Origin of the sequence: Salmonella sp. GDC200615, from assembly GCF_050574145.1 — a bacterium.
Lineage (GTDB): Bacteria > Pseudomonadota > Gammaproteobacteria > Enterobacterales > Enterobacteriaceae > Salmonella > Salmonella enterica.
The window spans coordinates 2,560,122-2,579,755 of the sequence record NZ_CP192247.1 but is presented as its reverse complement, the minus strand read 5'-3'; the positions used below and the strand labels follow the sequence as shown (position 1 = coordinate 2,579,755).

The 19,634-nt window shown below is 49.2% G+C and carries 22 protein-coding genes; 11 read left to right on the top strand and 11 right to left on the bottom strand.

Features of this window, described 5'->3' with window-relative positions; all coding sequences use genetic code 11:
- Window positions 1–134: 134 nt before the first annotated feature.
- Both ACQ29O_RS12410 and ACQ29O_RS12405 read right to left on the bottom strand, forming a co-directional pair.
- The gene (locus tag ACQ29O_RS12410) at window positions 135–275 is read right to left on the bottom strand and encodes a hypothetical protein (RefSeq protein ID WP_001576018.1); all 141 of its coding nucleotides are present in this window, start codon (window positions 273–275) and stop codon (window positions 135–137) included.
- Between the two features lie 165 nt (window positions 276–440).
- Window positions 441–710: a hypothetical protein gene (locus ACQ29O_RS12405; RefSeq protein ID WP_001576019.1), complete on the bottom strand. Its 270-nt coding sequence runs from the start codon at window positions 708–710 to the stop codon at window positions 441–443.
- 372 nt (window positions 711–1,082) lie between these two features.
- Here ACQ29O_RS12405 and ACQ29O_RS12400 point away from each other — a divergent pair, with 372 nt between their 5' ends.
- The gene (locus ACQ29O_RS12400; protein WP_253336066.1) at window positions 1,083–1,502 is read left to right on the top strand and encodes a GNAT family N-acetyltransferase; all 420 of its coding nucleotides are present in this window, start codon (window positions 1,083–1,085) and stop codon (window positions 1,500–1,502) included.
- 372 nt (window positions 1,503–1,874) lie between these two features.
- Here the strand turns inward: ACQ29O_RS12400 and ACQ29O_RS12395 are convergent, their stop codons facing one another.
- Window positions 1,875–2,351, bottom strand: a complete 477-nt coding sequence (locus ACQ29O_RS12395) for a hypothetical protein (protein WP_000030934.1) — start codon at window positions 2,349–2,351, stop codon at window positions 1,875–1,877.
- Window positions 2,352–2,680: 329 nt separating this feature from the next.
- Window positions 2,681–3,076, bottom strand: a complete 396-nt coding sequence (locus ACQ29O_RS12390; protein ID WP_000422882.1) for a DUF1398 domain-containing protein — start codon at window positions 3,074–3,076, stop codon at window positions 2,681–2,683.
- A 683-nt stretch (window positions 3,077–3,759) separates the two neighbouring features.
- Between ACQ29O_RS12390 and sopE2 the strand changes: the two genes are divergently transcribed.
- The 4 genes from sopE2 (at window position 3,760) to pphA (ending at window position 5,806) form a co-directional block, all read left to right on the top strand.
- Complete coding sequence (gene sopE2 / locus ACQ29O_RS12385; protein ID WP_000182072.1) at window positions 3,760–4,482, top strand: SPI-1 type III secretion system guanine nucleotide exchange factor SopE2; 723 nt, start codon at window positions 3,760–3,762, stop codon at window positions 4,480–4,482.
- A gap of 285 nt (window positions 4,483–4,767) precedes the next feature.
- Window positions 4,768–4,932: a membrane protein gene (locus ACQ29O_RS12380; protein WP_001134856.1), complete on the top strand. Its 165-nt coding sequence runs from the start codon at window positions 4,768–4,770 to the stop codon at window positions 4,930–4,932.
- Window positions 4,923–5,138 (top strand): hypothetical protein, encoded by a 216-nt coding sequence (locus ACQ29O_RS12375; RefSeq protein WP_001574231.1) that lies wholly within the window; start codon window positions 4,923–4,925, stop codon window positions 5,136–5,138. The genes ACQ29O_RS12380 and ACQ29O_RS12375 overlap by 10 nt, the downstream gene beginning before the upstream one ends.
- 17 nt (window positions 5,139–5,155) lie before the next feature.
- Complete coding sequence (pphA, locus tag ACQ29O_RS12370) at window positions 5,156–5,806, top strand: protein-serine/threonine phosphatase (RefSeq protein WP_000986172.1); 651 nt, start codon at window positions 5,156–5,158, stop codon at window positions 5,804–5,806.
- An 18-nt stretch (window positions 5,807–5,824) separates the two neighbouring features.
- Here pphA and ACQ29O_RS12365 read toward each other — a convergent pair whose 3' ends face one another.
- The 5 genes from ACQ29O_RS12365 to yebS all read right to left on the bottom strand — a co-directional run bounded on the left by ACQ29O_RS12365 (window position 5,825) and on the right by yebS (window position 11,883).
- Window positions 5,825–6,016, bottom strand: coding sequence for a YebW family protein (locus ACQ29O_RS12365; RefSeq protein ID WP_000457838.1), 192 nt, complete (start codon window positions 6,014–6,016; stop codon window positions 5,825–5,827).
- A 110-nt stretch (window positions 6,017–6,126) separates the two neighbouring features.
- A complete protein-coding gene (locus ACQ29O_RS12360; RefSeq protein ID WP_024131108.1) occupies window positions 6,127–6,363 on the bottom strand; it encodes a YebV family protein in 237 nt (78 codons plus the stop codon).
- 117 nt (window positions 6,364–6,480) lie between these two features.
- A complete protein-coding gene (gene rsmF, locus ACQ29O_RS12355; RefSeq protein WP_023164993.1) occupies window positions 6,481–7,920 on the bottom strand; it encodes a 16S rRNA (cytosine(1407)-C(5))-methyltransferase RsmF in 1,440 nt (479 codons plus the stop codon).
- Window positions 7,921–7,997: 77 nt separating this feature from the next.
- Window positions 7,998–10,631 (bottom strand): PqiB family protein, encoded by a 2,634-nt coding sequence (locus tag ACQ29O_RS12350; protein ID WP_014341101.1) that lies wholly within the window; start codon window positions 10,629–10,631, stop codon window positions 7,998–8,000.
- The gene (gene yebS / locus ACQ29O_RS12345) at window positions 10,600–11,883 is read right to left on the bottom strand and encodes a membrane integrity lipid transport subunit YebS (RefSeq protein ID WP_001207294.1); all 1,284 of its coding nucleotides are present in this window, start codon (window positions 11,881–11,883) and stop codon (window positions 10,600–10,602) included. Before yebS ends, ACQ29O_RS12350 begins: the two co-directional genes overlap by 32 nt.
- Window positions 11,884–12,011: 128 nt before the next feature.
- On the opposite strand from yebS, the gene ACQ29O_RS12340 reads away from it, so the two are divergent.
- From ACQ29O_RS12340 to htpX, 4 genes are all read left to right on the top strand, one after another.
- Window positions 12,012–12,509: a GAF domain-containing protein gene (locus ACQ29O_RS12340; protein ID WP_001674914.1), complete on the top strand. Its 498-nt coding sequence runs from the start codon at window positions 12,012–12,014 to the stop codon at window positions 12,507–12,509.
- A gap of 97 nt (window positions 12,510–12,606) precedes the next feature.
- Entirely contained in the window at window positions 12,607–13,293 is a 687-nt protein-coding gene (gene proQ, locus ACQ29O_RS12335; protein WP_000431401.1) for an RNA chaperone ProQ, read from the top strand.
- 19 nt (window positions 13,294–13,312) lie between these two features.
- Window positions 13,313–15,361 carry a carboxy terminal-processing peptidase gene (prc, locus tag ACQ29O_RS12330; protein WP_001091237.1) on the top strand — a complete coding sequence of 683 codons (2,049 nt, stop codon included), beginning with the start codon at window positions 13,313–13,315 and terminating at the stop codon, window positions 15,359–15,361.
- A 192-nt stretch (window positions 15,362–15,553) separates the two neighbouring features.
- Window positions 15,554–16,435 (top strand): protease HtpX, encoded by an 882-nt coding sequence (htpX, locus tag ACQ29O_RS12325; protein WP_000984498.1) that lies wholly within the window; start codon window positions 15,554–15,556, stop codon window positions 16,433–16,435.
- A gap of 47 nt (window positions 16,436–16,482) precedes the next feature.
- Here the strand turns inward: htpX and ACQ29O_RS12320 are convergent, their stop codons facing one another.
- Window positions 16,483–17,856, bottom strand: a complete 1,374-nt coding sequence (locus ACQ29O_RS12320; protein WP_001747327.1) for an MFS transporter — start codon at window positions 17,854–17,856, stop codon at window positions 16,483–16,485.
- 175 nt (window positions 17,857–18,031) lie between these two features.
- Between ACQ29O_RS12320 and kdgR the strand changes: the two genes are divergently transcribed.
- Window positions 18,032–18,823, top strand: coding sequence for a DNA-binding transcriptional regulator KdgR (gene kdgR, locus ACQ29O_RS12315; protein WP_001262195.1), 792 nt, complete (start codon window positions 18,032–18,034; stop codon window positions 18,821–18,823).
- A gap of 211 nt (window positions 18,824–19,034) precedes the next feature.
- On the opposite strand, the gene yobH is transcribed toward kdgR, so the two are convergent.
- Window positions 19,035–19,274, bottom strand: coding sequence for an invasion protein YobH (yobH, locus tag ACQ29O_RS12310; protein ID WP_001236777.1), 240 nt, complete (start codon window positions 19,272–19,274; stop codon window positions 19,035–19,037).
- Window positions 19,275–19,431: 157 nt separating this feature from the next.
- Between yobH and mgrB the strand changes: the two genes are divergently transcribed.
- Window positions 19,432–19,575, top strand: coding sequence for a PhoP/PhoQ regulator MgrB (gene mgrB, locus ACQ29O_RS12305; protein ID WP_000714548.1), 144 nt, complete (start codon window positions 19,432–19,434; stop codon window positions 19,573–19,575).
- Window positions 19,576–19,634 lie beyond the last annotated feature (59 nt).

The window sequence follows — 19,634 nt, the reverse complement described above, 5'->3', positions numbered from 1 at the left end:
TTACACAGAATTACTGACAGGCTCATTCTTTTGTGTTGCGCATCTCTGTTTCTATTGTTTTAGATAGCCATGAGAGCTCTGTTGCTGAGAGTTTTAGTCGTGGGGTTCTTTCTTCTGTACCGGGTGGTCGCATTTCAAAACTGCAGGAACATCTGCTGAATACTGTATACTCCTGTATTTTGCATGTTGTTGAGATCAGTGTGCAATTCCTCGGTACTGGCTTGTTCTGTATAGGTCTGGAGATTTCTGGGTAGTGTCCTTGTGGACCTGAACATATGTTTTTGATTGAAAATGGCATCGTGTTTTATCCTTTACGCTGTGAAATGTTGTTTTGTGCTCTTCTGTTGTGATTGGTGATGTGACGGGATCATCCATGCACCCTTCCTTTTATTGACGGCGTATCAGTCCATTGATGCCATGCTCGCTTAATTTGTCCAGCATCAGCAAGCCGTCGTTTTCTTTCTGCTGCAATTCAAGCAACTTAAACCGTATTTCGTTAAGTAAAGGTTTAATAACTCCGCGCTTGCGAACCACCTTTCTGATAACGTCTTTTTCGAAGTATAAACGGCAGAAGTGATTTTCATAATTCGCCTACACTCTTCACCCTGCGCTGGCAAATCTTCAACGCTGAAAGGCTGGGGAGAAGGGCGTCCAGTTGCTGAACGGAGAGCGAACCATACGCCCTGATTCCACGTGTTATCAAACTTCATACCGTGGTTATCATCCAGACAAGGCGCTTGAGGTTGCTCATGTCTTTTGGGGAAAGAGGTTCGGTGGTGGGTACTGGATATCCTGGATCGGGAAGTGGGTTCCACTGGTGCCAAATACAGGGGGCTGGTAAACCGGGTGGATACCTCAAATCCTGACAGGCCAGAGCACCAGCCTGATAAAATCGTATTACTGATTTCTAACCAGTGGCACATTAATTGTACCGGCTCAGACTCCAGCTGACAGTCTGCTTTAAGCTGTGAGTAGCGGACGTGGCCTGCCCCCAGGAGTAAAAACAAACTTTCTATTGATACATTTAATTAACTTATTTATAACGTTATATTCCAAATGCAAACTTGTTCAATTGGATATGTATGAACATTCAAATCACACATCAAATTACTGAATTTGATAAAGAAGAACTATTAGCCGGATTAAGAAGCTACAATGCTCAGTTCGTCGATTTTAGTAAAAATGGGCAGCTTGGGGTCTACTGCAGAAACGAAAGCGGCGAAATGGTAGGCGGATTAATTGCTGACAGAAAAGGTCCGTGGCTCTGCATCGACTATCTTTGGGTAAGTGAATCTGCAAGGAATTGCGGTCTGGGGAGCAAACTTATGGCGATGGCCGAAAAAGAAGGTTTGCGGAAAGGCTGTGTTCATGGACTTGTAGATACCTTTAGCTTCCAGGCTCTCCCTTTTTATGAAAAACAGGGTTATATACTTCAAATGTCGCTACCGGACTTTCCTAAAGTAGGTTCGCAAAGGCATTATTTAATTAAGCTCGGTTTATAGCTTTGCTGCATTTGAATACCCATAGCTTTATGAAAGCTGTAATCAGGTAGCTTTAAAATATATCGTACCGTTGGCCTGTACACACCATGATCAGCGTCCGCTTCTGGCACAGGGCGGACAGTCAGATTAGGTTTGGCTGTCAGCTCACATTTGAGCTAATACCCCCTGGCACGGCTAGAGATACTCAGACAGCCGCTTGTAGGCGGCATGGTACGGATACAAAAACATATTGCGCTGTTATATAAACTGTAAACTGGGCTGTGCGTATAATACGAATCTTTCACTCAGAGAAACCTGCTGACAGCGTTAGTACTCCATTAATTAATTTTGTACTAAATCTCTGTGGTATGGCACAGGCGTTTAGAAGACAGGTCAATTGCGATCTGCTAGCTGGGATTTCGTCGCGCCGCTCAAAAATGCACAGAGTTTTTCACCCGCCGTCAATGGCTCAATGGGAGTTTTTCCGAGGGCGGTCTCAGTCATGACGATGGCAGGACCAATAAGCATGGACCATACTTCACTCGCGTCTTGCTCAAGCGATGTGAAGGCAAGGAACAGTGTTTTATCTGAAGGAAAGCGGTGCTGAGTATTAAAAAGTTTCAGCCAGGCGCGGGACTGCCGGTCGGCCTGTGCTGATCGCGTGCCGAAGCGGAGTACTCTTTTTAGTATGGCGATACCCACAATGCCTGGCCCCAGAATAAAGGGACTCCCGACGTTTATGGTGACGCCGACCCCGAGAAAAACGAGGGCGAATGACAGCACGTTATCTACTCTTCTGGCAAGAGTACTGTATAGCTTTTCCAGAGAGTACCGGTAAAGAATTTGATAACTGATTTCATCCTTGCTCATACATCTCCAGATGTTTTTTCGATTACGCTCCGGTATGCTCCCGGAATCCTGACAGATTCTGCAATTATGCCACACTTTCTGGAGGGTATTAATTAGATAGAATATAAATAGAAGGCAAATATTTTGAGCTTTTAGTCGATATCGCTTTGAATATCATTTCTCCTGCACCAGGAGATGCTGTTGTCGAGAATCGTGTCAAACGTTGCTGCGTCGGTCGGACTGCACAGGGTAACTCTCGCAGTCAGACTCTCATTATGGTCTCTAAATTGGATAACCCGCAGTCGTAACACGCCGGATGTCACGACTGACGCTATTATTACCCTGGCTTGTTAAAGCGGCATGACCACATTTTCTATATATAATAATTGGTTGTCTTTCGACCAGTATTGTCGAGTTTTTTGGTTTAATTCAACAATCCATTTAAAAACGCCTGCCGTTGCCAGATCAGTACAGTATTTTTCATAGGAATGCTCCCCCGAAAAGTGTTTAGCTGAAATCAATTTTATTAATTGCGTATTCGGTGTTGAATTGACTTTAATCAGCTTTCTATTGCTTTTAATAGAAATGAAGTGGCCTGCATGAGTGATAATTTTCACATTGCCGGTAGCAACAAAATAGATGTAATAAGCGATATTATTATATTCCAGATCGATTAGAAATGCGTTGAAATTTGCATCCTTTCTGACGCGCTCGAAAAAGTGGTTAAGCATAAGCTGTAATTCCATTTGTTAACCTATTGTAAGTTATAATGTTATATGTTGTGTTAGAGTATTGTTGCTTAAAAGCAGCCATACAGATATGTTACCTAAAAGCAATAATAATCACCTGGTATCATATAGTTTACGTTATGATTGGAATAGTGTTGCAATTGTTACTGATTATTTCTCGTAGCGCGTTTTTTTGACCACTAATAGATGCGTCAATCCATTTCATTTGTAGTTTTTCTGAACGTCATGAAAAGTCATAATATATAAAAATCAGTTAATTAATTGATGTTTAGATAAGGATTACAGTGACGGAGAGATTTGGCGTGGCGACTTTATAGGTTTTGAAAAAGCGGCTAACTCACTGGCAGGATAATTGGTAGCCAGCCTGCGAATGGGGGCAAAATCGTAACAACATCAGCATAAATAATAATATTCATGAATGTTTTATGTGACGCAGTAGTTGAATTGAAGTGATGTTTTACCTGTTCAGGATTGTCCCGATAAAAATGTTCCTCGATAAAAGTCGATCACCTTGCGCCGAAAAAAAACAGGCTAAGTGACAGAAGAACAAAATCCATCAGGAAAATAAAATTTATAAATATCAATGAGTAAAAATGGTTGTGGAGAAGGTGGCTATTTTTTGAAAGCAAGAAATATAAACAAAGTGTAGCTATGCATAGTTATCTAAAAGGAGAACTACCGTGACTAACATAACACTATCCACCCAGCACTACAGAATCCATAGAAGTGACGTTGAACCAGTAAAAGAAAAAACAACGGAGAAGGACATTTTTGCAAAAAGTATTACTGCCGTTAGAAATAGCTTTATCAGCCTGTCGACGAGTCTGTCAGATCGTTTTAGCCTGCATCAACAAACAGACATACCGACTACCCATTTTCATCGTGGGAACGCTTCTGAGGGTAGGGCGGTATTAACCAGTAAAACTGTTAAAGATTTTATGCTGCAAAAGCTCAATAGTCTGGATATCAAAGGTAATGCGAGTAAAGATCCGGCCTATGCTCGTCAGACATGCGAAGCCATATTATCAGCCGTGTACAGTAATAATAAAGATCAATGTTGTAAATTACTCATCAGTAAAGGGGTCAGTATTACCCCCTTTTTGAAAGAGATAGGAGAGGCTGCGCAGAATGCGGGGCTACCTGGGGAGATAAAAAATGGCGTATTTACTCCAGGTGGGGCAGGGGCGAATCCTTTTGTCGTCCCCCTCATTGCTTCCGCGAGTATTAAATATCCGCATATGTTTATAAATCATAATCAGCAGGTATCTTTTAAAGCGTATGCTGAGAAAATCGTTATGAAAGAGGTTACGCCGCTGTTTAATAAGGGGACGATGCCAACGCCACAACAATTTCAGTTAACTATAGAAAATATTGCGAATAAGTATCTTCAGAATGCCTCCTGATGGTAGTAAATACAATACTGCTATTAACCATATGAATTAATAGCAGATTTTCTGAAACTATATATTCGTTTTTATGGCGACGCTTTTAACAAAACGTCGTCATCTTTATTTTAATATAAAAAATCAAATGGATAACCTTAAAACTTAAAATAATTGTTATTACTCTAAATACCTGCACAACCAGACAGCTTTTTTCGTAACGCTGCGTGTTGTTAAGTCTATGATACCCGCGCACGGATGATGTCTCGATAAGGATTAATGGTCTGTTAACTGTCAGGAGAGGTTATGCCGCCTTTAAAAAAAATTGTGCTGCGCCTGTTTGTGGGGGCGATGGTCGCCACGGTAACGACACCTGCATTGGCGCTGGTTTGCCTTGAGGATCACTCCGCTAAAGAGTGTGCTATATCGTGTGCTGAGGCGATGTGGTTTATGTTTCCGATATGTTTTTAAGGAGGAAGAGTATTGAAGGTGAACAGGCGATAGTGAGTAGCTCGCTGCGCCAGGGGATAACCCTCCCCTGGCGCAGCCAGTTATATTTTATTGCGATGATAACAAAGCATTTACTCGCTAATGGTGAAATTCGCTATTTACAACAGCGCACGCTTACTAAGCAAAAAAATCTGCACACGCTATCTTTTTATATCTGTCCTGGATAATGAACGACAGGAAAAACATGATGCGGCCTGAAGAGATTTATCAGCGAATAGAGGCAAAGAATTGGCGGCATGTCTGGGTGGTTGGCGATATTCACGGCTGTTTTTCAATGTTAATGAAAAGGTTACGTGAGTGTCGATTTGATCCGCAACAAGACTTGTTAGTTTCTGTGGGCGATCTCATTGATAGAGGCCCGGACAGCTTGGGTTGCCTGGCTTTACTGCGTGAGTCCTGGATGATGGCGGTTCGCGGCAATCATGAACAAATGGCGCTGGATGCGCGGGCCTCATTGCAGTCGACGCTGTGGTTGATGAATGGTGGCGACTGGTTTACCCGCCTGACCGCTGAACACGCTGCGCAAGCTGAAGCGCTTTTTATCCTTTGTCAGCGGCTGCCCTGGATACTGGAAGTTCACTGCCGCCATAGCACGCATGTGATCGCTCATGCTGATTACCCCGCGTCAACCTATCAATGGCAAAGAAAAGTCGATTTACATCAGGTTCTCTGGAGTCGCGAACGGCTCATAAATAAGCGCGGCGGGATTAGCGGAGCCGATCATTTTTGGTTTGGCCATACGCCGTTGCGCCGGCGCATGGATTTTGCCAACGTACACTATATTGATACGGGCGCGGTATTTGGCGGGCAATTGACGTTAGCGCGGATACAATAGCGGTATCAGCGCCCAGGGTTAAAAATCGCTATATTGCTGCGCAGGCCGCCAGAAGCCATCGATAAAATCCTCTACCGGAAAACAGCCGCCATGGCGAATCCGTTGATCGTCCATCGAATAAAGACATTGCTGCTCGGTATCGTAGATGTCCACGACAATATCCTCGCATCCTCCATCCAGGTAACATACAAAAAGTACCAGCGCGAACATTACATCCTCAATGTTAACTACTTTACACGATAGTGTAGGAGAGGTTAGCGCAGGGGGGAAATGAGAAAAGGAAGAATAAATAACCCGCCTGGCGACGGGTTCTTTTTGAGTCAGGCAAGACGCATGACCCAGGCATCAGATTTAGGATCGTAATGAGTACGGAACAAAACGGAATGTTCCCCGTTGAGAATGGCGGGAACGCTGGTTTCGGCATCCCAGGCGTCCAGTTGCATACATAAATCCGGATCGGATTTACAGGGGATTGTTAACGTTCGCTCCCCCGGCGATTCGCCATGTAATTCGGCATCGTCGATTTCAAAAGCGCCAATGCGCACACTGGTTTTCATCATCGTGCTCTCCGTTAATACGCTAATTGTGGTACGACCAGTTTAGCCGTCCATTTTTCAGCGTAGTCAACGTACGCAAAAGCGCCAGTCAAAAAGTGCGGTTTTTTTGTGCGCCTTTTAACTATTACCAGTAAAGAGTTTGCCATCACGTACCAGTTCACGCGGGTAACTGTTCTTTATTCTGGCGCCGATACGTTTTGCCAGACCAAGTGGCTGATGCTGGAACGTCACCAGGACATCATCAGCGGCAGGGGGTGTTTGCGGATAAATATCCCGACCGCGATACCACTCCTCCGCCTCTTGCACAGAAAGTTCGAACGCGTGAGCATGAGTCGGGCAGGCAAGGGCTATCGTCGCCTCATGTTGCCAGCGATAGCCTTTATTATGACTTTCGGCCAGCTTAATGCCGAGCCGGGAAAAACGGACTTTTCCGATCAGTGATTCAATTTCTGCCGGGAACAGCCAGACCTCTTTTTCACGCTGCCAAAGATGGAGATTTTCATCCCATAACAGTCCGACGGCGTTGGCCGCCTGGGTAACGTGTAATGCTTCGCGGCCTTTGAGGGGGGTAAAAGGAAACGCCCCCACTTTATACCCCGGCGCGGGCATGGCTGGAAGGGATGACATTTTACGCAGACGTGCGACGAAGAGTCCTTCGCAGTCGTAAATTTGCGGGAAGACGTGCAGGAAGCCTTCCGGGGTGAGGGCACGGTCAGCGTCAGGAAACAGATCACCCAGCGGCAAAAATTCAACGGCGTCGGCGTAGGTCTCTTTCAGCCAGAGGCAGACCTCTTCGTTTTCCTGGCGATTTAACGTGCAGGTGGAGTAGACCAGCGTGCCGCCGGGTCGTAAAGCATGAAAAGCGCTGTTGAGCAGTTCCCGCTGTGTCGCCGCGATATCCAGATTGCTTTCTGGCGACCAGTTTTTTAGCGCATCAGGATCTTTACGTACTACGCCTTCGCCAGAGCAGGGCGCATCCAGCAGGATAGCGTCAAACATCTCCGGTAACGCAGCGCCAAATACGCGGCCATCGAAATGCGTCAGTGCGGTATTGGCGATTCCACATCGGCTGATATTAGCGTGCAGAACTTTGACGCGGCTGGCCGAAAATTCGTTGGCCAGAATGGCGCCGCGGTTCCCCATGCGGGCAGCGATCTGCGTGGTTTTGGAGCCAGGCGCCGCTGCCATATCCATGACCCGCTGCGGATGATTATCATCGGCGAACAGGGCCGCGACCGGCAGCATCGAACTGGCCTCCTGAATGTAAAACAGGCCGCTTAAATGCTCAGCGGTACTGCCAAGCGGCAATGCCTCTTCATCATCGCGCTCGATCCAGAATCCTTCATGACACCACGGAATTGGCGTGAGCGACCAGCCGTAGGGCGCGATTAGGGCAAGGAAATCAGCCACGGATATTTTAAGCGTATTGATGCGTATACTGCGGCGCAACGGGCGTTGGCAGGCCGAAATAAATTCATCAAAAGAGAGCGTGGAAGGCATTGCTTCACGCATTTGCGTCAGAAAAGCGTCAGGAAAATAGACAGCGTGTTGAGCCACAGGTGTATCGCCGGCAAAAAAACAGGCGCGCAGTGTAGCATAAAACGCTCCGGCGCGAGTACGCCGGAGCCGGGTGTTTAACGTGGCAGAGCGGTACCCCATTCACGCCACTCTTTCGGTTCGCTCTCTTGTAACAGGAAATGCTTACCGGCTTGCGCTTTTGGCGCCAGCGGCGTACCTGGTGGAGTAGCGAAGGCGATACCGCCACGGATGAACTGATTAAATGTCCCCGTTTTCACCACGCCGCCTGTCAGACCAAAGTCGAGACTATAGCCGGAGGCAAGCCAGAATACGGAGTTATTACGCACCAGATATTGGTAACGCTTACTGATGCGCAAGGTGATCATCACGCGATCGGAGAGCGACCCCAGGGACATTCCGGTGACGGTTCCCACTTCGATACCGCGAAACAGGACGGGGGTACCAATATTAAGCGAGACTGCTTCTGGCGCCTCCACGACGATGCTTAACCCATCCAGATAGCGTGAGTCAGTAATCGTGGCTTCCTGCAGTTCAAAGTCGCGCCGTGCCGCGCCGCGTCCTGGCTCAACGTTAATATAGGGCTGGAGAATCGTATCCAGATGCTCGACGCCCGCCGCGGAAATTTGTGGCGTGATAACGGAAAAACGTGTCCCGGCGCGGGCAAATGTCTGTACATACTCCGGATAAAGTACGGCTTTTGCCTGCACTTCATTACGTGCGGTGATCAATTCCAGCGTCTGGATCTGGCCGATATCAATACCGAGGTAACGAATGGGCATCCCTTCCGCCAATTTTCCAGCGTCGAACGCGTGCAGCGTAATTTGTCCGCCTACCGCGCGGGCGGAAGTTTCTGAAGCATAAAGAATGCGTTTATCGCCTTTGCGCCGACTGGCGCTGGCGCCGCTCAGGTTATCAAAACTAATGGCCCCTTTCAGCGCGCGGGAGAGTGGCGAGGCCTGTACCGTTAGGCCGCTGCCGTTAAGTTGCACCTTCGCGCCGCCTTCCGCCCAGAACACGCTATTGCTGGTTAACAGGTGGCGATATTCCGGCTTAATATGCAGGTCGATGTCAAAGGTATTGGCGCGTGGGCGAACGGTGATGACTTCGCCTACTTCAAATTTTCGATACAGCACGACGGAACCTGCCTGGACATCCGGCAACGTTTCGGCTGTCAGCGTCAGGGTGGTAGTCGGTAAGTCACTGAGACTATTTTCCAGCGCTTTTTCCAGGTTAGCATAGAGCGGGTAGGTGGATTTCATCTTCCCGCTCGTACCGGGTAAAATACGAATTCCGCCGTCAATCCACTCGCTGGCGCTGGCGCCGAGGAACTCTACGCCGTCAAGGCCGACTTTGACATCCACCCGGCTGTTGACCACGAATTTACTGTCGCCCTGTACCAAATCCCGGTGCTGCGGTTCAATCGCGACGGTGAATGACACGCCTTTACTGGATAAGTTGCGCTCAATGACCTGGCCAATTTTTACGCCATGTAAAATTAACGGCTGGCCCGGTTCGATGCCGTAACTTTCCGGGGCCGTCAGCGTCAGGGTTAAGGCATTCGCCTCATGCAGCAGGGCCTTTTCACCCGGCACCACCACAAATTCACTGCGCGGTTCGCCGTCGCCCGGCACCAGCTCGAAGGTTTTTCCGGTTAACAACGAACTGATATTCGCGTCGCTCAGCGACAGTTTGGGATTGCGTAACTCAATACGCGTATTTTCCCGCATCAGCGGAACAACGCTGGGATCGACGGTCATCTCTCCGGTGACTTTACCGCCAGGGTTGAGCGTCAGTTTAGAAAGCTCACCCACCTCCAGTCCCTGGTACATGAGCGGCGTAGATTCCGCTTTCAGACCGTCTCCGCTGGGCAGCTCAAGTTTAACGATTACCCCTCGTTGGCTGTGGGCTAAATCTTTATATAAGCCGAACGTGTCATCCTGGGCGGCGGGTTTGGAATTGTCCGGTGAGTCAAACGCAATCGCGCCATTGACCAGGGCCGCGAGGCTCTCCAGTTTCACCTTCGCGCCGCTCAGGCTTAGATCGGCGTCAATGCCGGAGACATTCCAAAAACGGCTGCCTTTTTTCACCAGATCGGTAAACCGTCGCTCAATCAGAACGTCAATCGTCACGCCCTGTTTGTTAGGGTTAATCGAATAGTCATACACCCGTCCGACAGGGATTTTACGGAAATAGACCAGTGAACCGCTATTAAGCGAACCGAGATCCGGCGCATTGAGATGAATCATCAGATCGCCGTTGCTAAGCCGGTATTTAGGCTGTGTATCCAGGGCGACGAAATGATCTCTGGGCTTGCCTTTACCTGGCATCATACCGATGTAATTCCCGCCGACCAACGCATCCAGGCCGGAAACGCCCGCCAGCGAGGCTTTGGGCGTCACCAGCCAGAATTGCGTCTCTTCGCGCAACGCATCTTCCATATCTGATTTGATACTGACGCGAACTTCAATTTTGCGCAGATCTTTGCTCAGACTGACATCTTCCACGGTGCCGACTTCTACTCCCTGATAACGCACGGGAGTACGGCCCGGTACGATACCGTCCGCCGACATAAAATCGATAGTCACGCTATTGCCGCGATCCTGGTAGCTATCCCATACCAGCCACCCCGCGATCATTAGCGCGATAAGCGGTAGCAGCCAGAAAGGTGAAATACGGCGTTTGGTTTTAATTTGCGCTTCAGTCTTCGAAGCGGGCGTTTCCTGACTCATGTGCATCCCAAAGTAAGCGGCTATCCAGCCATTCCACTGCAAGAATAGTCAAAATTACCGCTGCGCCGAAATAAAACGCAGCCGGTCCCATAGTAAAAGCCAGAATCTGATCGCGATTAATCAGAGACATGGTTAACGAGATAACGAAAAGATCCAGCATCGACCAACGGCCTATCCATGTCACCAGACGCAGCAACAGAATTCGCGTCCGCAGTCCCTGTTGGCATTTAAAATGGATACTCAACAGTAGCGTAAACATCACGATGACTTTGGTAAACGGCACCAAAATACTGGCGATAAAAACGACGGCGGCGACGGCGATATTGCTGCTGGCAAGCGACATAATGCCCGACAGGATAGTATCTTCCTGACGCCCGCCATTAATGTAGATTACCGAGATAGGCAGCAGGTTTGCCGGCAGCAAAAAGACAATAGACGCCAGCAAGGCCGCCCAACACTTCTGTATGCTCTGTTTTCTGCGTAACCGTAGCGGAATATGACAACGCGGGCAGCGTCCTTTCGCATCCGGATAGCCGCTAAAGTGGCAGCCAAGACAGACGCGCAATCTTTCGTCCGCACGTTGAGCAGGGCGCTGCGGATAAAATCGTTCCCATAGTTGCTCCACATTCAGATGAATCATAGTCAGAATGCTAAGAACCACCAACGAGACGAACGCTAAAAGCCCGATGCCCGGCTGCAGAAAGGCATAGTCCTGCACTTTGATAGAGGCAACGCCAATACCGACCAGATAGATGTCCAGCATCACCCACTCTTTCAGTTTTTCCAGCATCAGCAGGACTGGACGCAGATTCATGCCGAGGAGGCTGCCAAACCACAGGTAAGCAATTGAAAAAACCAGAATAAGCGGCGCGCCCACCACGCAAAAGAGCACCATTGCGGCGGTTAACGGATCGCCCTGCTGCGTCATTTGCCAGATGCCGTGCATCACATTGGCATCAATGCGTACGCCCAACAGGTAGATATGGAGTAACGGTTCGCTCCAGGCAAACGGCATCAATAGCAGCATGGTTACCGCCATCGCGGTCAGCCGCGTCAGCGACCAGTCGCGCCCATCGCGAATTTTGGCCTGGCAACGAGGACAATAAGCGCTTTGATGAGCGCTCATCTCCGGCAAGCTGAACAGCATGTCGCATTCAGGGCAGCGCTGGTAGTGGCTGCGCGGCAGCGCTTCGCTAATTGACCTGATCGTTAGCTTTTTTGTTGGCGTGACGTGTGAGGTGTTCAGAGCCATGTATCGTGAATCAAAGTGTTAGAATAATGTAATCTTAACTCATGACAGGAATAATCTTGAGCAAGAACGCATTTAATGCTTATTTTAATAGCCTGTGTTTAGGAGTAAGACCACGAAGTGATTATATAATGAGCAAAACAGAACTATACGCGGCGTTAAACCGCGATTTTCAGTCGTTAATGGCAGGTGAAACCAGTTTTCTGGCCACGCTGGCGAATACCAGCGCGCTACTGTTCGAACGCCTTACCGAGGTGAACTGGGCGGGATTTTATCTCCTCGAAGGCGATACGCTGGTGTTGGGGCCGTTTCAGGGGCGAATCGCCTGTGTGCGGATTCCGGTTGGTCGCGGCGTGTGTGGCGCAGCGGTAGCGCAGAATAAGGTTCAACGTATTGATGATGTTCATGCGTTTGACGGCCATATTGCCTGTGATGCCGCCAGCAGCGCCGAAATTGTGCTGCCTGTCACGGTTGGCGAACGGATTATCGGCGTGCTGGATATAGATAGCACAGCGTTTGGCCGTTTTACCGAAGAAGATGAACACGGCCTGCGTACGCTGGTCGCACAGCTTGAAACCGTGCTTGCAACGACGGATTACAAAAAATTCTTTGCGAGCGTTGCAGGATAATAAACGGATAACGTAGCAATTACTGATGGCGTCATTATAATGACGCCTGTTCATGCCTGCTGCTTGTTGGCTACGTCCGTTGTAATCAGGAAATTTCATGGAAAATCAACCTAAGTTGAATAGCAGTAAAGAAGTTATCGCGTTTCTGGCCGAGCGTTTTCCTCACTGTTTTAGTGCGGAAGGCGAAGCTCGCCCGCTGAAAATTGGTATTTTTCAGGATCTGGTAGAGCGAGTTGGGGGCGAAATGAACCTCAGCAAAACGCAACTTCGTTCCGCTTTACGTCTTTATACTTCAAGCTGGCGTTACCTGTACGGCGTTAAGCCGGGCGCAACGCGCGTCGACCTTGATGGCAATCCGTGCGGCGAGCTGGAAGAACAGCATGTCGAACATGCGCGTAAGCAGCTTGAAGAAGCCAAAGCCCGTGTTCAGGCGCAGCGCGCAGAGCAGCAAGCGAAAAAACGCGAAGCTGCCGCGGCGGCTGGCGAAAAAGAAGACGCGCCGCGACGCGAGCGTAAACCTCGCCCGGTAGCGCGTCGTAAAGAAGGCGCTGAACGTAAACCTCGCGCTGATAAACCGACGACGAAAGCGCCGCGTGCGCCTCGCGAAGAGAAGCACACGCCGGTTTCTGATATTTCAGTATTGACCGTAGGGCAGTCCCTCAAGGTGAAAGCGGGTAATAATGCGATGGATGCCACCGTATTAGAAATCACCAAAGATGGTGTCCGTGTACAGCTGAATTCGGGTATGTCTTTGATTGTACGCGCAGAACACCTGGTGTTCTGAAACGGAGGCCAGGCCTGGCATGAACACTTTTTTTAGGCTTACCGCGTTAGCTGGCCTGCTTGCATTAGCAGGCCAGTCCTTCGCCGTGGAAGATATTACGCGTGCCGATCAAATTCCCGTACTAAAGGAAGAGACGCAACATGCGACGGTGAGCGAGCGCGTAACGTCGCGTTTTACCCGCTCCCACTATCGCCAGTTCGATCTGGATGAGGCATTTTCGGCAAAGATCTTTGATCGCTATCTGAATCTTCTCGACTATAGCCACAACGTTTTGTTGGCGAGCGATGTCGAGCAGTTTGCGAAAAAGAAAACCGTGTTGGGCGATGAGCTGCGCACGGGTAAGCTGGATGTTTTTTACGATCTTTATAACCTGGCGCAAAAGCGCCGGTTTGAACGTTACCAGTACGCGCTAAAAGTGCTGGAACGGCCAATGGATTTCACCGGAAACGATACGTTTAACCTGGACCGCAGTAAAGCGCCCTGGCCGAAAGATGAGGCTGAGCTAAATGCGCTGTGGGATGGTAAAGTGAAATTCGATGAGCTCAGTCTGAAACTCACCGGCAAGAGCGACAAAGAAATTCGCGAAACGCTGACGCGTCGCTACAAATTCGCTATTCGCCGCCTGGCGCAGACCAACAGTGAAGATGTGTTCTCGCTGGCGATGACCGCTTTTGCGCGTGAAATCGACCCGCATACGAATTATCTTTCTCCCCGCAATACCGAGCAGTTTAATACCGAAATGAGCCTGTCTCTGGAAGGTATCGGCGCGGTGCTGCAAATGGATGACGATTACACTGTCATTAACTCATTGGTCGCCGGCGGCCCAGCAGCGAAGAGCAAGTCGATTAGCGTCGGCGATCGTATCGTCGGCGTAGGGCAGGCCGGAAAACCGATGGTCGACGTCATTGGCTGGCGTCTTGACGATGTGGTGGCGCTGATCAAAGGGCCAAAAGGCAGCAAGGTCCGACTGGAAATACTGCCGGCTGGTAAAGGGACGAAAACGCGTATCATCACGCTGACGCGTGAACGGATTCGTCTTGAAGATCGCGCGGTTAAAATGTCGGTGAAAACCGTCGGCAAGGAAAAAGTTGGCGTACTGGATATTCCAGGCTTCTATGTTGGCTTGACCGATGATGTCAAAGTTCAGCTTCAGAAGCTGGAAAAACAGAATGTTAACAGCATCGTTATCGATCTGCGTTCAAACGGCGGTGGGGCGCTGACGGAAGCCGTTTCGCTTTCCGGTCTGTTTATCCCTTCTGGTCCGATAGTTCAGGTGCGCGACAATAACGGCAAAGTGCGTGAGGATAGCGACACCGACGGCGTGGTCTACTACAAAGGCCCGCTGGTGGTGCTGGTCGATCGTTTCAGTGCCTCGGCATCGGAAATCTTCGCTGCCGCGATGCAGGATTATGGTCGCGCGCTGATTGTCGGTGAGCCGACCTTCGGTAAAGGGACGGTACAGCAATATCGTTCGCTAAACCGAATTTACGATCAGATGCTTCGCCCGGAATGGCCTGCGCTGGGTTCGGTGCAGTACACCATTCAGAAGTTTTACCGTGTCAACGGCGGTAGTACGCAGCGTAAAGGGGTCACGCCGGATATCATCATGCCGACTGGCAATGAAGAGACGGAAACCGGAGAAAAATTTGAAGATAACGCCTTGCCGTGGGATAGCATTGATGCGGCGAAATACGTGAAATCGGACGATTTGGCCCCGTTTGGCCCGGAATTATTGAAAGAACACAACGCGCGTATCGCCAAAGATCCTGAGTTTCAGTACATCATGAAGGATATTGCACGTTTCAATGCCATGAAGGATAAGCGCAACATCGTCTCTCTGAATTATGCGCAGCGTGAGAAAGAGAACAATGAAGAAGACGCTCTGCGTCTGGCGCGTATTAACGATCGGTTTAAACGTGAGGGTAAACCGTTGCTGAAGAAACTGGACGATCTGCCAAAGGATTACCAGGAGCCGGACCCGTACCTTGATGAAACGGTGAAGATTGCTCTGGACCTGGCGCATCTTGAAAAAGAAAAACCAGCGGAGCAGGCGGCAGCCAATAAGTAACGCTAAACAGGCACAAAAAATTGTGCCTGTTTTTTTTAACAAGCGCAGAAGTCGTCAGGATAATGCTACAAAATGTAAAGTTGTGTTTTTCTCGTGACTTACCGCCTGGTGATGCTTGAAAATAGCCATAAGACCCATACGATGTGGGTAATCGCATAGTGCGCTTTGTTAAATTGAGGTTAAAAGAAAATTATGATGCGAATCGCGCTCTTCCTGCTGACGAACCTGGCCGTGATGGTCGTTTTCGGGCTGGTTCTGAGCCTGACAGGGATACAGTCGAGCAGCGTGCAAGGCTTGCTGATCATGGCGCTGCTGTTTGGTTTTGGCGGTTCTTTTATTTCATTGCTGATGTCCAAATGGATGGCGTTAAAATCCGTAGGAGGGGAAGTTATTGAACAGCCTCGCAATGAAAGAGAACGCTGGTTGATGAACACCGTAGCAACGCAAGCGCGCCAGGCCGGTATCGCCATGCCGCAGGTTGCTATCTACCATGCGCCGGACATTAACGCGTTTGCGACGGGCGCACGCCGTGACGCCTCATTGGTCGCTGTGAGCACCGGTTTGTTGCAAAACATGAGCCCTGACGAAGCGGAAGCCGTCATTGCGCATGAAATCAGCCATATTGCCAATGGCGATATGGTGACGATGACGTTGATTCAGGGGGTGGTTAACACCTTCGTTATCTTTATTTCGCGCATTATCGCGCAAATTGCTGCTGGTTTTCTGGGCGGCAACCGCGATGAAGGCGAAGGAAGTAACGGTAATCCGCTAATCTATTTCGCCGTTGCGACGGTGCTGGAACTGGTCTTCGGTATTCTGGCGAGCATCATCACCATGTGGTTCTCCCGTTACCGTGAGTTTCATGCCGATGCGGGATCGGCGAAGCTGGTTGGCCGTGAAAAAATGATTGCCGCGTTGCAGCGCCTGAAAACCAGCTACGAGCCGCAAGAAGCGACCAGCATGATGGCGTTTTGTATTAACGGTAAATCGAAATCGTTAAGCGAGCTGTTTATGACGCACCCACCGCTGGATAAACGCATTGAAGCGCTGCGTAGCGGTGAGTACCTGAAATAATAAGCCCACTGGCAAGTATGAAAAGCGCGTCGAATGACGCGCTTTTTTTACGCCTGAACGCGTGGTTGCGTAATACGTAAACCGCTCACCACCGCCGCGAGAGTCGCCAGGATCGCCGCTGCGAGCAGAGAAAGATGCGTACCGCTATCGCCAAACTGGTTCAACATCAGCGCTACCAGCGCGGCGCCAGTACTTTGGCCTAACAGTCGCGCCGTGCCCAGCATCCCGCTGGCGCCACCGCTGCGCTCACGCGGCGCGGAAGTGATAATGGTGTGATTATTCGGCGACTGGAACAGGCCAAACCCTGCGCCACAAAGGATCATCGGCCAGATAATATTCAGATCGGAGGGGGAGGCTGGCAACATGACCAGCGCAAACAACCCGGCTGCCATTATCACCATTCCCAGCGCCCCCAGCAAACCGGCATGAAGACGTTCTATCAGGTATCCCGCCAGCGGCGCCATTACCAGCGTTGCCAGCGGCCAGGGCGTCAATAACAGGCCGGTTTCTACTTCGCTACGGCCCAGCACGGTTTGCAGATAAAAAGGTAGCGAGACCATGGCTAACATTTGCGCGCAGAACGAGCAAATTGACGTGCCGATCGAGAGTGAAAAAAGCGGAATGCGTAACAAGTCGATGGGTAACAAAGGGACGGGCAAAGAAAGCTGGCGGCGCACGAAGAAAAACCCGACCACGACCAGAACGAGCAGCTCTGCGCCAATCAACGTTAGCGACTGTCCCTGGGCAAATCCGCTCAATGCGGTAATCAGCAGGCCAAATGTGAGCGCATTCATTACCGCGCTCGGTAAGTCAAAGCGCGGCTTAGTGTCATGGGCGATGTTTGCTGGTAAAAAGCGTATGGCCAGAATTAACGCGATGATACCTAACGGGACATTAATCAGAAACAGCCATTTCCATGATGAGATGGACAAAATCGCTGCGGCGATCGTCGGACCCGCGGCGGAAGAGACTGCGACGATAAAAGAGTTAATTCCCATGCCTCGTCCCAGATGACGCTGGGGGTAGATAAGACGAATCAGCGCCGTGTTTACGCTCATTAGCGCCGCGCCGCCAAATCCCTGCGCGATGCGCGCCAGCGTCAGCATCTGCAGCGAGTCTGAAAGCGCGCAAAACAATGATGAAAGCAGAAATACCACTAAACCACATTTGTAGATCCGGCGATAACCAAACATGTCGCCTAAAAAAGACAGGGAAAGCAGTGAGACGACAATGGCGATTTGGTATGCATTGACAATCCAGATAGAGCTGGCAGGGGAGGCATGTAAATCAGTCGCAATGGTTGGCAGCGCGACATTAGCGATTGCGCCATCCAGAACCGCCATCGAAATACCGATAATAATCGTCAGGATAGCGCCGTATCTCTGCGGGAGGGGCAGGCCATCGGCCCGTGTTTTTTCCATAAGTATTTTGTAATAAGGGGAATTATGGGCTGAATAATAATGTTAGCATTAATACTGAGTTGTTATGTCGCAGATTTGTAACGAAGTAAGCAAAGATGGATTGCGGGCGACCTGGCGTGAAATTATAATAAAAACTCGTTCTGAATTTTATAAAACGCTCGTAATGAGGTGATAAATGGCAAACGCAGATCTGGATAAGCAGCCTGATTCTGTATCTTCTGTGCTGAAAGTTTTCGGCATTCTGCAGGCGCTGGGTGAAGAGCGTGAAATAGGGATTACCGAGCTATCGCAGCGCGTCATGATGTCGAAAAGCACCGTTTATCGCTTTTTGCAAACCATGAAAACGCTGGGCTACGTGGCTCAGGAGGGGGAGTCTGAAAAATACTCTCTGACGCTAAAGCTGTTTGAGCTGGGCGCGCGAGCTTTGCAAAATGTTGATCTCATCCGCAGTGCGGACATTCAGATGCGCGAACTGTCTCGTCTGACAAAAGAAACTATCCATCTTGGCGCGCTGGATGAAGACAGCATTGTCTATATCCATAAAATTGACTCTATGTACAATCTGCGGATGTACTCACGTATTGGGCGTCGTAATCCGCTGTACAGTACGGCCATCGGTAAAGTGCTTCTGGCCTGGCGCGACCGTGATGAGGTTAAGCAGATTCTCGACGGCGTAGAGTATAAGCAAAGCACGGGACGCACGATTACCAGCACTGAAGCGTTGCTGCCGCTGTTGGATGAAGTGCGTGCGCAAGGATACGGTGAAGATAACGAAGAACAGGAAGAAGGATTACGTTGTATCGGCGTACCGGTATTTGACCGTTTTGGCGTAGTCATCGCAGGGTTAAGCATTTCGTTCCCGACGCTGCGTTTTTCAGAAGAACGCCTACAGGAATATGTGGCTATGTTACACGCCGCCGCGCGTAAAATTTCTGAACAAATGGGTTACAACGATTATCCCTTCTAAGCAACGTTATTAGCATGACGTTAAAAAAAAGCAGCTACGAAAAATGTAGCTGCTTTTTTTATAACATCGGGTGGGATGAAATCGTAAAAGTAGATAATATCTGTCGGCTTATTTAACGGTTATTAAAATATTATTTAACAGTACTTATGAACAACAGCCAATATAGGGGAATTATTGGTGATAGTTTCACTGTGAAATTATTTATTGCCGCTTAGCCATTATCCACCACGGTGGCGATTTTTCTGAAAATGGGACAGTCGGAAAAGCCAATAATGCCGCTGTTGGTATGGAGATATTGCGCCGTGCTGGTGCCGCGTGCGGTCAGGTAATGGCACTGTAAACCCAGCCCCGCAGCGTTCACTTTACTTCCCACCAGGATGCCATAGCCGCTCATCAGCAGGCCTATCCACACCAGGGCAAACAATACAATTGCGCGAATGATCAAACGCATTACTACCTCTTTTCTTTTTTAGTTAGAATAAGAGTAGCGTGTACATTGATTGAAACAAGTGAATCATTCCTAAAAACATATAATGCCGCTACAGTTACTCCTGGTTTAAGTAACTCATGATAATTTAGCGACATAAGATGTAAGATCGGAGAGTGGAGTGAAAAAATTTCGATGGGTCGTTCTCGGCATCGTGGTGGTAGTATGCCTGTTGCTGTGGGCGCAGGTGTTTAATATCATGTGCAATCAGGATGTACAATTTTTCAGCGGTATTTGCGCCATCAATAAATTTATTCCCTGGTAAACGTTTTACACCAGAGATTTCCTTCCCGTGTAGCAGTGGTAGAATGACGTCTCTACATT